Annotated in this window: 13 protein-coding genes; 4 read left to right on the top strand and 9 right to left on the bottom strand. The window is 36.2% G+C overall.

Annotated elements, in window-relative coordinates:
• The first annotated feature begins 253 nt into the window (after window positions 1-253).
• The 4 genes from SUCMO_RS0103190 (at window position 254) to SUCMO_RS0103175 (ending at window position 6,140) form a co-directional block, all read left to right on the top strand.
• A complete protein-coding gene (locus tag SUCMO_RS0103190; RefSeq protein ID WP_019879024.1) occupies window positions 254-2,419 on the top strand; it encodes a methylmalonyl-CoA mutase family protein in 2,166 nt (721 codons plus the stop codon).
• A complete protein-coding gene (gene scpA, locus SUCMO_RS0103185) occupies window positions 2,420-4,606 on the top strand; it encodes a methylmalonyl-CoA mutase (protein ID WP_019879022.1) in 2,187 nt (728 codons plus the stop codon).
• Window positions 4,607-4,608: 2 nt separating this feature from the next.
• On the top strand, window positions 4,609-5,787 hold the full coding sequence (gene meaB, locus SUCMO_RS0103180) for a methylmalonyl Co-A mutase-associated GTPase MeaB (protein WP_028953846.1): 1,179 nt from the start codon (window positions 4,609-4,611) through the stop codon (window positions 5,785-5,787).
• Window positions 5,788-5,855: 68 nt separating this feature from the next.
• A complete protein-coding gene (locus SUCMO_RS0103175) occupies window positions 5,856-6,140 on the top strand; it encodes a hypothetical protein (protein ID WP_019879020.1) in 285 nt (94 codons plus the stop codon).
• Between the two features lie 104 nt (window positions 6,141-6,244).
• On the opposite strand, the gene SUCMO_RS0103170 is transcribed toward SUCMO_RS0103175, so the two are convergent.
• The 9 genes from SUCMO_RS0103170 to kamA all read right to left on the bottom strand — a co-directional run bounded on the left by SUCMO_RS0103170 (window position 6,245) and on the right by kamA (window position 15,164).
• Window positions 6,245-7,018, bottom strand: a complete 774-nt coding sequence (locus SUCMO_RS0103170) for an ABC transporter permease (RefSeq protein WP_019879019.1) — start codon at window positions 7,016-7,018, stop codon at window positions 6,245-6,247.
• Window positions 7,015-7,647 (bottom strand): ABC transporter ATP-binding protein, encoded by a 633-nt coding sequence (locus SUCMO_RS0103165; RefSeq protein WP_019879017.1) that lies wholly within the window; start codon window positions 7,645-7,647, stop codon window positions 7,015-7,017. Before SUCMO_RS0103165 ends, SUCMO_RS0103170 begins: the two co-directional genes overlap by 4 nt.
• An 18-nt stretch (window positions 7,648-7,665) precedes the next feature.
• Window positions 7,666-8,790, bottom strand: coding sequence for a CCA tRNA nucleotidyltransferase (locus tag SUCMO_RS0103160; RefSeq protein WP_019879016.1), 1,125 nt, complete (start codon window positions 8,788-8,790; stop codon window positions 7,666-7,668).
• A 176-nt stretch (window positions 8,791-8,966) separates the two neighbouring features.
• A complete protein-coding gene (locus tag SUCMO_RS0103155) occupies window positions 8,967-9,377 on the bottom strand; it encodes an arsenate reductase ArsC (protein WP_019879015.1) in 411 nt (136 codons plus the stop codon).
• Window positions 9,364-10,422, bottom strand: coding sequence for an ACR3 family arsenite efflux transporter (arsB, locus tag SUCMO_RS0103150; RefSeq protein ID WP_019879014.1), 1,059 nt, complete (start codon window positions 10,420-10,422; stop codon window positions 9,364-9,366). Before arsB ends, SUCMO_RS0103155 begins: the two co-directional genes overlap by 14 nt.
• Window positions 10,412-10,759: an ArsR/SmtB family transcription factor gene (locus SUCMO_RS0103145; protein ID WP_019879013.1), complete on the bottom strand. Its 348-nt coding sequence runs from the start codon at window positions 10,757-10,759 to the stop codon at window positions 10,412-10,414. Before SUCMO_RS0103145 ends, arsB begins: the two co-directional genes overlap by 11 nt.
• A gap of 644 nt (window positions 10,760-11,403) precedes the next feature.
• Entirely contained in the window at window positions 11,404-12,657 is a 1,254-nt protein-coding gene (gene dcuC, locus SUCMO_RS0103140) for a C4-dicarboxylate transporter DcuC (protein ID WP_019879012.1), read from the bottom strand.
• 373 nt (window positions 12,658-13,030) lie between these two features.
• Window positions 13,031-13,885: a putative beta-lysine N-acetyltransferase gene (ablB, locus tag SUCMO_RS0103135; RefSeq protein WP_028953845.1), complete on the bottom strand. Its 855-nt coding sequence runs from the start codon at window positions 13,883-13,885 to the stop codon at window positions 13,031-13,033.
• Entirely contained in the window at window positions 13,869-15,164 is a 1,296-nt protein-coding gene (gene kamA / locus SUCMO_RS0103130; protein WP_019879010.1) for a lysine 2,3-aminomutase, read from the bottom strand. Before kamA ends, ablB begins: the two co-directional genes overlap by 17 nt.
• Window positions 15,165-15,408: the final 244 nt, after the last annotated feature.

The following is a 15,408-nucleotide window of genomic DNA, read 5'->3' as shown; positions in this document are numbered from 1 at the left end:
CCACAGGGTATTTTAACTTAGCTCCAGCATACACCATTCTTTTACCTTAACACCATCTTTATTATTTTCTTTCTCCTTGAATTTGGCGCAAGGGTGCGCCAAGCAATATTACAGCACGTTTAAAACGTGTCTAATACTTTGAGACGTTTATTGGCAGTTTAGGTAGGAGGTACTCGAACCACTCTGCTAAATAAACCAAGAAAATAGTATTCGTTCCCCCGCAAATATATAACTAAAAGGAAGGATACCGTATATGGAACAAGTAAAAGACCTTGAGAACACGGAAATTCCTGAAATCAACTTTGACGAATTTGAGGCTACTTGCTATGACCAATGGAAAGAGCAAGCAATTATTGCCCTCAAAGGTGCTGATTTTGATAAAAGTATGTTTACTAAAACATACGAGGGAATTACTTTAAATCCAATTTACCTCCCAGAAGATTTAGAAAAACTCACGCATCCGCAAACTTATCCAGCACAAGCTAGCAATCTTCGTGGGGCGCATGCCAGTGGCTATATTAGCAAACCTTGGATCATTGCTCAACAATGTGATGCTAAAAGTTTAGCAGAAGCAAACGCTGTTTTAAAACGCGAGCTATTAAAAGGAACTACTGCTGTTAGTTTTGTCCTAGATACTGCTAGCCGCAAAGGTATCGATGCTCCTGAGGCTTTAGATGTTGAATTTGCCGATAAAGGAGTTTCAGTTTCTACTTTAGCTGATTTAGAAGTTATCTTAAAAGATATTAACCTTGTTCAACAAGATTTAGCACTTTATGCAGGGGCTTCGAATATTGCCTTGCTAGCAGCTATTGCTGCTTTTGCTGAAAAACAAGGTTTTGATACACATAAATTAACTGGAGCTGTAGCAGCCGATCCGATCGGTGAACTAGCTAGTTCTGGTACTTTGGCGCGCTCTTTAGATGAATACTATGACGAAATGGCTCATAGCATTGCTTGGGCTGAAGAACATGCCCCTAATTTAAAAACTGTAATTATTGATACAGATGTTTATCATAATGCGGGTGGCAATGACGTGCAAGAAATTGGTTATGCCATGAGCACTGCGGTAACTTATATTAAAGCCATGCTACTGCGCGGGATTAGCATTGAAGCATTTTGCAAACATGTACGTTTTCACTTTAGTATTGGCGCTAACTTTTTTATGGAAATCGCTAAATTGCGTAGCGTAAAAATGATTTGGAGCCAAATCGTACAAAGTTTTGCTGGTAGCAAAGCGGCTGAGAAAATCGACTTATTTGTTAGCACCTCGACTTTCTGCCAAACAGCCTATGATCCTTATGTAAATGTGTTACGTGCCGCAACACAATCTTTTTCTGCCGTTATTGGTGGCATAGATGGCATGTTTATCAAACCTTTTGACCATGTAATTCGTCCTAGCGATGAGTTTTCGCGTCGTATTGCGCGTAATGTGCAAATAATGTTGCAACATGAGTTCAATTTAATTCAACCAATTGATCCTGCGGGCGGTTCTTGGTATTTAGAGCCACTTACTAACCAATTAACCGAAAAAGCTTGGGCTAAATTCCAAGAACTGGAAGCTCAAGGTGGTATTTTAGAAGCTTTACAAACTAGTAAAATTCACTCAGATTTAACTAGTATTTTAGCTGATAGATTTAAAAAGTTAGCAATGCGTAGTGACCGTGCGGTTGGCAATAACATGTATCCTAACATGACCGAAGTTCCTTTAACTGTCGAACCAGTTAATTATCCTGAACTTAAAGCGCAACGCATTACTAGTCTAGAAGTTAATGCTAAAAATCGTGATAATGCTATGGCCCAAGCCCTGTTAAAAGAAATCAGTGATTGTGATGCTAGCGAAGTAGGTACTTTAGTTACTTTAGCGATTAAAGCCATGCTCGTTGGCGCAACTGCGGGCGAACTAAACCAAGCGCTAACTGGCTCTAATCATAAACAACCTACGGTTGAGGCAATTGCCGCACATCGTTGGACGGAAAATTACGAAGAAATGCGAAAACGCACTGAAACTTTTAAAGCCACAACAGGGGAAAATTACACCATTTTCTTATCGAACATGGGTCCAATTCCGCAGCATAAAGCCCGGGCTGAATTTGTAACTTCTTTCATGCAAGTTGCCGCTTTTGATGTAATTGGCAATGACGGCTTCCCAACAGTTGATGAAGCTGTGCAAGCGGTTTTAGCTTCTAAAGCTGATGCCACAATTATTTGTTCTACTGATGCTACTTATCCAGATTTAGCACCTGAACTTACTCGCAAATTAAAAGCTGCGAATTCTAAAATCAAAGTATTTTTAGCTGGAGCACCAAGCAAAGAACTAAAAGAATTGTGCGATGCTGCGGGCATGGATGATTATATTAGTGTTAGATCTAATTGCTATGAAACCTTAGTCAGAATGCAAAAAGAAAGGGGGATGTTCTAAATGGCTCAATTTCCTGATTTTAGTAAAATTCCCTTTAAACAAGCGCCTGACTGCACTGCTCAGAACTTAGAAGCTTGGAAGGAACAACTAAAAGCTGAAACTGGTAAATCTTTTGACGAAAACTTCTATCGTACTATGGAACAAATCGACGTAGCACCACTTTATGACCAAAGTGCCTACAATGACTGCAAACATCTAATGTATATGGCTGGGGTACCGCCATTTTTACGTGGCCCTTACCCAACTATGTATGTTACTCGGCCTTGGACAGTAAGACAATACGCAGGGTTTTCCACTGCCGAAGAAAGTAATGCTTTCTATCGTCGTAATCTTGCTGCTGGTCAAAAAGGGCTTTCTATTGCCTTTGACTTAGCTACACATCGTGGCTATGACTCTGATCATCCCCGGGTAGTCGGCGATGTTGGTAAAGCTGGCGTTGCGGTTGACTCCATTTTAGATATGGAAATTCTCTTTTCTGGGATTCCTTTGGATCAAATGTCAGTATCTATGACCATGAATGGTGCCGTTTTACCGGTAATGGCTTTTTATATTTTAGCTGGTGAAGAACAAGGCGTTGATAAAAAAGTTATGGCTGGTACTATTCAAAATGATATTTTGAAAGAATTTATGGTGCGGAATACGTACATTTATCCACCTTCTGCTTCCATGCGTATTATCGGTGATATTTTCTCTTATACCTCTAATTATATGCCTAAATTCAACAGTATTTCTATCTCAGGCTATCATATGCAAGAAGCTGGAGCTACTGCGGATATCGAACTTGGTTATACTTTGGCTGATGGTCTAGAATATTTACGCACGGGTACTCATCACGGCTTAAATATTGACCAATTTGCACCACGTCTATCATTTTTCTGGGCCATGGGTAAAAACTACTTTATGGAAATTGCTAAAATGCGAGCTGGACGGATGCTTTGGGCTAAAATTGTTAACTCGTTTGGTCCTAAAAACACTAAATCTATGGCCTTGCGGACACATTCACAAACCTCTGGTTGGAGTTTGACTGAGCAAGATCCATTTAATAACATTACGCGTACTTGTATTGAAGCTATGGCTGCAGCTTTAGGTCATACGCAATCTCTACATACTAATGCCCTAGATGAAGCAATTGCTTTGCCAACTGACTTTTCGGCACGGATTGCGCGTAATACTCAATTGTATATTCAAGATGAGACTAAAGTTTGCAAAGTTATCGATCCTTGGGGCGGTTCTTACTATGTAGAAGCTCTAACTAATTCTTTAATTCGCAAAGCTTGGTCACATATTCAAGAGGTTGAAGCATTGGGCGGGATGTCTAAAGCTATCGACACTGGCCTCCCTAAAATGCGGATTGAAGAAGCTGCCGCACGTCGTCAAGCACATATCGATTCGGGACGCGAGAAAATTGTCGGCGTAAATGACTATCGCTTAGAAAAAGAAGATCCTCTAGATATTCTTGAAGTTGATAATACTGCGGTACGTTTAGCCCAAATTGAACGTTTAAATAAATTACGGGCTAATCGTGATAACGATAAAGTTCGTCATTGCTTAGATGCCATTACTCATTCTATGGAAACTGGCGAAGGCAACTTATTAGCTTTGGCGGTAGAAGCTGCTCGAGCTCGGGCCTCTAAAGGTGAAATTTCTGACGCGGTCGAAAAAGTTTGTGGTCGTCACAAAGCAATTATTCGTTCTATATCTGGTGTATATAGCAGCGAATTCGCCGATGAAGATGTTATCAAAGAAGTACGGGCTATGACTGATGATTTTGAAAAACGCGAAGGCCGCCGTCCACGGATTATGATTGCTAAAATGGGACAAGATGGTCATGACCGCGGCGCTAAAGTAATTGCTACAGCCTTTGCCGACATGGGCTATGATGTTGATATCGGTCCACTTTTCCAAACTCCAGACGAAGCTGCTCAAGATGCAGTAGATAATGACGTGCACATCGTGGGCATGAGCTCACTTGCTGCTGGTCATAAAACCTTGATGCCACAATTAGTTGAAGAACTTAAAAAACGTGGTCGTGAAGATATTATGGTTGTAATCGGGGGCGTAATTCCTGCTCAAGATTATGATTATCTCTATCAACATGGCGCTGCCGCCGTATTTGGCCCTGGCACAATCATCCCGGTATGTGCTAAAAAAGTTCTCAATGAATTAAATAAACGTTTGGCTGATTAGCTATGGCAGATACTTATAAACCCGACTGGGTACCTGAGAAGGACGACGACAAATTTGCGTGCCGGGTAATGTACGGCGTCAAAGGTGGCCATGAAGGAATGCCTAATATTGATATTGATCCCTTAAGAAAAACCGCGCCTGTTATCAAGCGCCGTAAACTAGAGGTTGATGATTATGTAGAAGGAGTCTTAGAAGGCGATCGTATGATTTTATCGCGAGCTATTACGCTAGTGGAAAGCAATGCTGCGTCCCATTTTGAAATGGCTCAACAGGTAATAAAAAAACTTTTGCCTTATACTGGCAAATCTACGCGCATTGGTATTACTGGAGTTCCTGGCGCTGGTAAAAGTACATTTATCGAAGCCCTGGGAACTAAGCTTTGCAATGAAGGACATCGGGTAGCGGTACTTGCTGTCGATCCTTCTAGTACTGTCACCAAGGGTAGTATTCTCGGGGATAAAACTCGCATGGAACAGCTTACGCGCGAAAAAAACGCTTTTATTCGTCCCTCTCCTTCTGGTGGTACTTTAGGTGGGTTGACGCGTAAAAGCAGAGAAACTTTGCTTTTATGTGAAGCCGCTGGTTATGACACTATTCTCGTAGAAACAGTCGGCGTTGGTCAAAGTGAAACTACTGTCCGCTCAATGGTAGATTTCTTTCTCTTGGTTGTCTTAACTGGTGCTGGCGATGAACTCCAAGGCATGAAAAAAGGCGTCATGGAATTGGCTGATGCGATTGTTGTTAACAAGGCTGATGGTGATAATAAGCAACGTGCACAAGTAACAAGAACGGAATATGAGCGCATCTTGCATTTTCTTCGTCCAGCTACGGAAAATTGGGTTACTAAAGCTTATACTTGTTCGGCCTATACTGGCGCGGGAATTTTTGAACTTTGGCAAGAAGTAATTGGCAAGTTCATGCAACAAGGCCGTGAAAATGGAGTTATTGCTGAAAGACGTAAACAACAAACTCTATCTTGGGTTTATACTATGGTCGAAGAGCATCTCCACAATTTATTTTATCGTTCACCGGAAATAGTTGCTATTAAAAAAAATATTGAAAATGAAGTAATTAGCGGCCAACTTTCGGCGACAATTGCAGTCCAAAAATTAATCAATCGCTTTGCTGAAGCAAATTTGGCTAGCAAAGCATCCACCTCTACTTCACCTTTTACCCTCTAAAAATAACTACTCCCGAGGGGTTGCTTTCTTCTATAAGAAGCACCCCTCTACTTTATAAGGAGCACATTATGCAAACAAATCCACTCCAAGGGCTAATTAGCCTAATTGAAAAACGCTATTGTCTAGAAGTTGTAAATTCACACTACATCCTAGTTGACGATAAATTTGATCGCTATAATATTATGCTCGAAATTCGTTTTAAAGCTGATATGTACCAAAAGTTTTTAGAGATTTATGCTGGTAAAACTAGCTTTAATCATGTTGCTTGGAGTGTATATAAAGACACAGTACAATTTAATGCTGAAGTTGGTAATAACATTCTCCTTATCTTAGATAGTTTACTATATTCCTAACCCCTATACTTTCTCACTAAAAATAGCCTGCTAATTAGCAGGCTATTTTTAGTGGCGTTTTATCTGTATTTAGTTATATATAATGGTAGGTAATTTTTAATTTTTTAAAAAAGCATTTGTTTACGCTCATTATATAAGGTGCGATAACCAAAATACAAGGAACAAAATACGGCTAAGCAAGTTACTGTGCAAATAGCAATAATTATTGCTATTTGATATAAAATTGCCGTACTTGGCAATGTTCCCGAAAGTATTTGCCCAGTCATCATCCCTGGCAAAGAAATTATGCCCATCCCTAGCATAGAGTTTAAGGTTGGCAATAATGCTGTTTCAAACGCTTGATTAGCAAATGGCTGTAAAATTCGCTCAGGTTGCACTCCTAAGTTAATCAAAGTATCAATTCGATTTTTTTGCGCACTTAGGCTCTCGCGAAAAGTTTTAAGTCCTAAGGCCACACCTGTCAAAGCATTACCCATAATCATCCCACTTATCGGGATAGTGTACTGCGGATTAAAAATATCCACGCCAACAATTACAGTTATAAAAAATATTACAATAATTAAGCCGGTGCTTCCCAAAGATGTTGCCACAATTATTTTAAAATTTCTATTTAAGTCAGCATTTTTATTTAAAACCATATATATAGCAAAACATGTCATAGCTACTAGATATAATATTGTAAAAATAGGTTTAGGTTCTTGAAAAACATAAGTTAAAATATAGCCTGCCAAAACTAATTGTAGAGTCATTCTTAAACTTGCTACAATCAATAATTTAGTCTGTGCTACGCGACATTTTTTCATAATTGCCAATACTACTAGTAATAACAAGTATACCAAAGAAAATTGTCCGATATTTAATACTATTACTTCTTTCATAGTTTTTCCTTTCCACTTAGATAAATCGTATCATCAGCAAACAAATCTATCAATTTTTTATTATGAGAAATAACTATTACATTTATTTTATTATTTTTCGCATACTTTTTAATATTGCCTAATAATTCTTGCGCAGTAAAATCATCTAGCGCACTAGTTGGTTCATCTAACAATAATACTGCTGGTTTAAATGACAAAAATATCGCTAAATAAACCCGTTGTCGCTCGCCACCAGATAAAGTTTGGCAATTAGTTTCTAATGGAAAGTTTAATTGACATAACTGCAAATAATCTTTTATATCTTCTTTCGTTGGCACCGCTAGTTGGCGATATTCATAATAGCTACAAAAATTTTCATATATACTCGTATCGAACAGGTATACCGTTTGAGCTACCAACATTACTTGTTGTCGCAAGGCTATTGGCTCATATTCTTCTAGTTCTAGCCCGTTGTAAAATATTTTACCTCGTGTCAGCGAATATACCCCATTTAAAAGTTTTAGCAAAGTACTCTTACCACTTCCACTTTCCCCCGACAGAAAAGTCATTGTTTCTGCTTTAATTTCGATATGTGGATAGCGAACTATATTTTGAAAATTAGCTGCGGTTATTTTAAATAACAATTGCATATACCATTCCCCTTTGAGCTATGTTTTTTTAATTAATGTTTCGAGTGTTTGTATCTGAATTTTTTTTATATATGCTTGAATTTCTTTGCCAACTAATTCTTGCGGAATAGGAACTGTTGTATTCATTAAAGTTGCTTGAAACAACCCAAAATCTAGCTTACTTAAGCCCAAACCCTGGTTTATTAACATAAATTCCGCTATATTTAAACTCCCCCGTCTTAGAGAATTTAGTACTTGCCAATAATTTTCAGCACTTGTTTGTTGTAATAGTAAGGCTACTTGCCTTACACTATTCGCCGCATTTAGCCAGTCACTCGGTAAAGTCATTTGCTGATTCCAACTTGCCAATTGTTCTTTCGACAAACTCAGCCCTAAAGTCGCAAAACGAATTTTGGCTTGTCCAGCTATCATTGCTACTTTATCTAACTGCCCAAGTAATTTAGTAAATCCAACTTTATCTAAACTAGCTAAAACTGGAAAAGTTATTGCTAACAACTCTAAATCAGCTAAAACACGTAAAAACTCTGCTGGTTGGGCTGCTTGTGTCAGTACTTTAGTTAATTCTGTCAAAAATCTTTCCACTGGTTCTAAGGCTAATTCTACGCCCATCGTTTTAGCTAAAGCAAAAGTATCTGGGTCGATGCTAAAACCAAATCTTGCGGCTTGACTAGCCAACCGTAAAGCTCGCACTGGATCTTCGACAAAATGTGTACTGGTCGCCCGCAAAACTTTTTTAGCCAAATCCGCTTGCCCTTGATAGGGATCTAATATTTCACCTGTTAGGCAATCCTTCGCCATGGAGTTAATGGTTGTATCCCGCCGTTTTAAATCTTCTTCGATCGTAATTTTAGGATTTGAAGCTACCTTAAAGCCCCGATAACCACTACCTACTTTTCTTTCTGTGCGCGCAAAAGCAATTTCACAGCTCTTACCGTCTATGTTAATTCTAAATACCGGAAAACTTTTGCCTACCTCGATTGCTGCGGGAAACAAGGTTTTAAAATTTTTCTTTACCATCCCGACAATACAATAGTCAATGTCTTGTGGTTCATTGCCCATAAGTTCATCTCGAACACAACCACCAACTCGATATAACTTCCCCTTTTCTGCCATTATTATTTTAGCTAGCTCTCGTTCTAACATTTAACCACCTATATTTTCCCTATTATTAAGAAAAACATTGTTAGACTTTAACAATGTTTTTCTTTGATTATATCATGTTTTTTATCATTAGTTCGTTGAATTTATTGTTCTGCGAGCTAATTTTCTTACTAAAATTACCCTTAATTTATCTTTAATTGTTGTGTTTTTAAGTCAATTTACTTATTACGTTGCCGACATTCCTTGGCTAATTTTTTAATATTAGCCTCAATGGTGTTTATCACTTTAAGAAATTCTTCATCTGTTTTGCCTGTTGGATCTTCTAAACCCCAATCATATTTTTCTTTAGCAAATACTACCGGACAAGCAACATTACAACCCATAGTTACAAGAATATCTACTTTGTAGGGGATATCTTGAAGCAACTTGGATTTTTGTGTTTTTTCCATATCTACTCCATAAAGCTGTTTTACTAGTCGCACTGCATCTTGATTTAATTGTGCAACTAGTTCTGTTCCAGCTGAATAACTCTCAAAAATGTCTGCCGCAAACTCTTTAGCTAAAGCTTCGGCAATTTGACTTCTACAGGAGTTATGAACACAAATAAAAGCAATTTTAATTTTTTCCATTATTTTTAAACCATCCTTTTGTATTATTTGCTATGAAAACTAATACGAGCATTATCGGCACTTCTACCAAAACACCTACTATTGTAGCTAAAGCAACAGGACTAGTTGCACCAAACAAAGAAATCGCTACAGCTACTGCCAATTCAAAAAAATTCGAAGCCCCAATCATTCCTGCGGGAGCTGCTATATCATGTGGTAGCTTCCAAGCTAAACTTAATATATAAGCTAAGAAAAAAATAACCACAGTTTGAATTGTTAAAGGAATTGCAATATATAGAATATGCCAGGGATTTTTTAAAATTACATTACCTTGAAAAGAAAAAATTATTATCAAAGTTAATAATAGACCTACAATCGTTACATTAGAAAATTTACCTAAAAATTGTTCTTCAAAATACTGCAAACCTTTATGCTTAACAACATATTGCCTAGTGATAATACCCAACAGCAAAGGTATTACTACAAATAATATTACTGATAACAACAATGTATCCCAAGGAATAGTAACTCCTCCTAGTCCTAATAAAAAAGCTACTATTGGTGTAAAGGCTACTAATATTAATAAATCATTTGTGGCTACTTGAACTACTGTATAGGCCGGATTGCCTTTTGTTAAATGTGACCAGACAAATACCATTGCTGTACAAGGAGCGGCCCCTAGCAAAACTGCCCCCGCTAAATAATCTTTAGCCAAATCAGTTGATATCTGTGACTCAAAAACGCCGTAGAAAAACAAATAAGCAATCGCAAACATAGTAAAAGGTTTTACTAACCAATTAATAACCCAAGTTATAAACAAGCCTTTAGGATTTTTACCGACATCACGAATGCTTTGAAAATCTACTTTTAACATCATCGGATAAATCATTAACCAAATCAAAATTGCAATAGGGATAGAAACTTGAGCATATTCAAATTTTGCTAAAAATTTAGGAAATGCGGGAAAAAATTCCCCAATTACAATTCCAGCAATCATACAACCCACTACCCATATACTTAAATATTTCTCAAAAAATCCAATTCTCCTTAAGTTATCATTTGCCAACTTTTTCACCGCCTATTTTTTTTGCCAAACAGCTATTGTTGACATTTATTTCAATTTCTTCAACTGTCTGCAATTTTTGCAAATATTTTTGAGCTTTTACTATTTGTTGTATTTCTAAAGAATAGTACCGCCACTTTCCTTCTTTACGCACCTTAATAACTCCGCTTTTTTCTAAAATTTTCATATGATGCGACAAAGTAGGTTGAGTAACCTGTAATTTAGCTAATAATACACAAGCACATTTTTCGCCTGTTTGTAAATAACTTATTATTTTTAGGCGATTAATATCGCAAAATGCTTTAAATAATAGTTCTTGTTCTTGATAATTATTTTCCATACACACCTCATATTGATGATTATCTATGTGTTATTCTAAAATACATATTTAAGTTTGTCAATATGTATTTTGAGTTAATCATATTTTCCCAAATCAAAAGAACAGACTAACATTTGCCAGTCTGTTCTCAAAATCTAAATACTATTAAAATAACAAACAATTTATTATTATGAAGTATACATTACAAACTATTTACAAATTTACGCAGTAATCTACGTTGCTCTGAATTCAATTTTTTTGTTGCTTGCAAAAGTTTAGTAAGTTCTGGATCAATAACATTCTGTTCACAAGCAAAAAAGTCTGACAGGGAAAAACCTAATGCTATTATAATCCGCTCTAAAACGTCAAAAGTGGGTTGACGATATCCCGCTTCAGTATAGCTTAATATTGACGCCGAAAGTCAAAAAGCTTCTGAACAAACCCAGACTATTTCAGCGGCTACCGAAGAACAATCCGCCTCAGTTGAAGAAATAGCCTCGGCCAGTCAACATTTAGCAAAAATGGCCGAAGACTTACAAGTAGCAATCGGCAAATTTAAAGTTTAAATTTATTTTTTATATTCTCTAAAATAAACAGCAGTAAGTTATCAAACTAAGTTTGGTAACTTACTGCTGTAGTTTTTTTCTAATCTAGGTTATTCATATTTACATCAATAAGAAAATCATTCCTGCAATCATAGCCCCAATCATTGGCAAATAATTACGTTTAGCAATTTCCATTGGATTTACTCCCGCAATACCAGCAATTATGATAGTTGCACCAGCAATTGGGGACATTGTTCTGCCTAAAGTTCCCCCTAAAGTTGCCATGCTTCCCATTTGCACCGCTGACATTCCAAAATCTTTAGCATGAGGTGTAACTGCTTCATTAAAAGCAAAGGTTGCTGCGTCTCCCGAGCCAGTAACTACCCCTAAAATAAATGGACCAATAGCAGCACAAACTTTTACTATTGCAGGATTGTTTAACATGGCTGTAGTAAAAGCTTTAACTAGACCCATAGCTGTCATTCCTGAAACAAATACTCCTGCTGCAATAATTATACCTAAAATATCCGTATATGCTTTGCCCATGCCATCAAAAAATGCATTTGTAAGTTTAACTGGATTTTTCCTCGTAGCTGCTAGTGCTGCAATAGAACCTAAAATCATTGCCTCTGGCACACCCATTTTCAAAGCTGGCACTACTTTAGTTGAACCAAGAATTAAAACAATAATTGGTAGAATTGGCATTAATGCATAAAGAAAATTAACCTTAAAGGATTCATCAGTCTCATAATCAGTAGCCTTATAACCTTGGTGCTCTTTTTTATAATAAGCAATAACTGTAATTAAAATTGCTGCCATAACCAATGAAGCAATATTCGCTTTATAATGAAAGCCTATAACTTCCATTACGCTAATCCCTGCAATCTTTGCAACAAAAGGATTGTGTGCTAACCCTGGATTAAGCATACTGCCGTAAGTACCACACTTCACAGCTGCACCTGCCATTGCTGGGTGTACTCCTGCCGACATCATTAGTGGCACAAAAATAGCTCCTGCTGCTGCGGCTGTGCCTGCTGCACTAGGCAAAGCGATATTAACAGCGTAAGTAGCAAAAACAACTCCCGGAATTAAAAATAATCTAAACTTTGACAAACCGGAAGCCATAAAATTAATCAAATGTTTGTCACATTCCGTATACTTCATAACCATGGCAAAACCCATAACTGAACAAACAGCTTGAATCAATCCACCGTTAGTCATGTTTTTGGCAAAAGCACTCAGAGAAGCCATTGGCGTCCCAGCTACACATGCCATAATAATACCAGAAGCTAATAAAACTAACCGCGCATCATAGCGTTTTACTAAAAAATAAATTGTCGCTATAACTAATACAATACCCAAATAAATCATCATCAGCCAACATCTCCTCTTTTAATTATTTGTATTTTGTTGAATATAAATAACAGTCATAAATAATAACCGCCTTATCAAAGTATATATATTCATACAAAAAAACAAAGGTCGCTTTCTTTTTTCAGAAGGCGCCTTTGCCACATTTAATATTATAGCACATGATTGTTTTTTTGTCTACTGAAAATAGTTAAAATGTTACACTTATCTATTTCAACAGCCGCTTTTCCACCATATAATTCTTTGTCTCCGATTCGATTTTACACACTTGTGCTTTTTGTATACATTATTTTTTAATCACGGAATTTATTAGCTTCTTTTATTTTTAAAGCAAAATTATTTTTAATTAAATTTTCGGTATATTTTATTTAACTTCTTAAGTATGAATATTTATCTTCTGTTTAGTCCATACATTCATATCTTCTAAATCACCTGCAATATCACAATTATTTATCAAACACCCTTGATATGTGTAATTTAAGTTTCTCAAAGATTTATTTATTCCTACCTCTGTAGCTCTACAAAGGCTATATACAGTCTTTATATTTCTCTGTATTAACTCTTTCTCTAATTCTTTTATTATTTCCGACAACAACCCATTCCCAGAATAATTCGGTTTAGTTGCACAATCTGTCACCTCTGCGTTCAAATATCTCTCATTAATTTCCGCCGATGCTACACTAACAATTTTATTTTCAACAATTGCAACTTTAACGATATCGTTACCATTTATTAGCATTTCTAAATATTCTCTTTTAAAAATCGCTGTTGGATAACTCTTGAAAATACTACTATATAATTCCTGTAATTGTGGAATATCTCCAAGTTCAGCATCCCTAATGCTATAGTTAAAGCTGGCTTTTTTTATATTTTTACTTATGCTATTTGCAGTTTTAACTATGCCCAAAACTTTTTCACACATGACTGCATTTTTTCTTTGCTTTCTTTTTGGCTCAGCATAATATGTTAAAAAATATCCATCTTGACCTGCAAAAAAACCTGCAATAGTACTCTCAACTTCAAATTTGCTTTCTTGAAAAATTTTTACAGCTTTTTTTCTACAAACAACTATAATTTTTTCTAAACCCTCGCTTTTTGCCAAAAAACATATTTTATCAATTATGTTTCTTGATATTTGCTTATAGTCAACTACCTTAAGCCTAGAATTAGTATAATCTAAATATAAGCCTACACCTAAAAATTCTATTTTTTTGTTACTTTGCTGTATCATATTCGGCAAATTTAAAGCCCCCTCTATCTTTGCGTTTATTTACTCTAATATTACTTCTAGGAACTAAACACAACCGCTCTCCTCTATATAATTTTTCTATACCGCGATAATCTTGTCTTTTATATTTACCACATAGTCCACATTGCTTACAATATTTCTTACTATCTTTTGTTTCTTCATATGTGCAAATTACGCCTTCGAAATTTCTTAAGATCACTTTTTCTGGTGATTGACTAATTAAATATTGCGGAGCAACGGGAATTTTTCCACCACCCCCAGGTGCGTCTACTACAAATGTTGGTACAGCATAGCCAGAAGTATGTCCTCTAAGCATTTCTATAATTTCTATACCCCTAGATACCGGCGTTCTAAAATGCCCAATACCTTCTGACAAATCACATTGATATAAATAGTAAGGTCTAACTCTAGCTCTAACCAATTCTTGCACTAATGATTTCATTACGTATGCACAATCATTAAGATTTTTCAGTAACACTGATTGGTTACCTAAAGGAACACCTGCATCAGCTAACATATTCAATGCGCATTTAGCTTCCACTGTCAATTCTTTTGGATGATTAAAATGCGTATTTAGCCAAATTGGTTGATATTTTTTTAATATTGAACATAATTCTGTTGTTATTCTTTGAGGCATAACTACTGGTGTCCTTGTCCCAATTCTAATAATTTCAACATGCCTTATCTGGCGTATTTTTTTTAAAATATATTCAAGTTTTTCGTCGGAAATACATAAAGCATCTCCGCCAGATAACAATACATCTCTAACTTCTGAATGTTTTTCTATATAAACTATTGCTTTATCTATATTCTCGATTGCCAAAGCTTTATCTTGCTTTCCTGCAAAACGTCTCCTTGTGCAATGACGACAATACATGGAACATTGATCTGTAACTAATAGTAATACTCTATCTGGATATCGATGTGTTAACCCAGGAACTGGTGAATCTTCGTGTTCATGTAACGGATCAAAAATATCAGCCACGTCATTTATCATTTCTTTTATCGTCGGTACTGCTTGCATCCTGATTGGACATTCTTGATCTTCTTTATTCATTAGCATCGCATAATAAGGAGTAATAGCCATTCTTAATTTTTTCAAACAATTCTGTATACCTTCGCGTTCATGTGGTTTTATATATATTATCTGTTCTAACTGCTCTATGCTTGTAATGCGATTTCGCAGTTGCCACTTCCAATCTTGCCATTGCTGTGGAGTTACGCCTTTCCACAAATTAATTTTCCGATAATCTCTAATCATAATTCTCCCCCCTAGTTATTATCGCATTTCCAACAACTTCATTTTATATTCGAAGTTGTTGCTTTGTCAAGCTGTTTTTTATTTATTTTCCTATTAGTTTCTCCCATATTTATTGCTACCACAATGTTTCATTTATAAAAAAAACTATACTTGTTTTAAACCAACCTCTTTAATAGTTAGATTTTAAGCCTAACTTTTTTGCGGTGGTTCATTTTAGTATAGTTCTTTTTTATTATTTTGCTTA

This window comes from Succinispira mobilis DSM 6222, assembly GCF_000384135.1.
GTDB classification, from domain to species: Bacteria; Bacillota; Negativicutes; order Acidaminococcales; family Succinispiraceae; genus Succinispira; species Succinispira mobilis.
The sequence above is the reverse complement of the archived record's forward strand: the minus strand, read 5'-3'. Positions and strand labels throughout refer to the sequence as shown.

Coding starts and splice junctions, on each gene's coding strand:
- meaB (WP_028953846.1), top strand. CDS start 4,609: ATGGCAGATACTTATAAACCCGACTGGGTACCTGAGAAGGACGACGAC.
- SUCMO_RS0103170 (WP_019879019.1), bottom strand. CDS start 7,018: ATGAAAGAAGTAATAGTATTAAATATCGGACAATTTTCTTTGGTATAC.
- ablB (WP_028953845.1), bottom strand. CDS start 13,885: ATGATACAGCAAAGTAACAAAAAAATAGAATTTTTAGGTGTAGGCTTA.
- kamA (WP_019879010.1), bottom strand. CDS start 15,164: ATGATTAGAGATTATCGGAAAATTAATTTGTGGAAAGGCGTAACTCCA.
- SUCMO_RS0103160 (WP_019879016.1), bottom strand. CDS start 8,790: ATGTTAGAACGAGAGCTAGCTAAAATAATAATGGCAGAAAAGGGGAAG.
- scpA (WP_019879022.1), top strand. CDS start 2,420: ATGGCTCAATTTCCTGATTTTAGTAAAATTCCCTTTAAACAAGCGCCT.
- SUCMO_RS0103175 (WP_019879020.1), top strand. CDS start 5,856: ATGCAAACAAATCCACTCCAAGGGCTAATTAGCCTAATTGAAAAACGC.
- SUCMO_RS0103190 (WP_019879024.1), top strand. CDS start 254: ATGGAACAAGTAAAAGACCTTGAGAACACGGAAATTCCTGAAATCAAC.
- SUCMO_RS0103155 (WP_019879015.1), bottom strand. CDS start 9,377: ATGGAAAAAATTAAAATTGCTTTTATTTGTGTTCATAACTCCTGTAGA.
- SUCMO_RS0103145 (WP_019879013.1), bottom strand. CDS start 10,759: ATGGAAAATAATTATCAAGAACAAGAACTATTATTTAAAGCATTTTGC.
- SUCMO_RS0103165 (WP_019879017.1), bottom strand. CDS start 7,647: ATGCAATTGTTATTTAAAATAACCGCAGCTAATTTTCAAAATATAGTT.
- dcuC (WP_019879012.1), bottom strand. CDS start 12,657: ATGATGATTTATTTGGGTATTGTATTAGTTATAGCGACAATTTATTTT.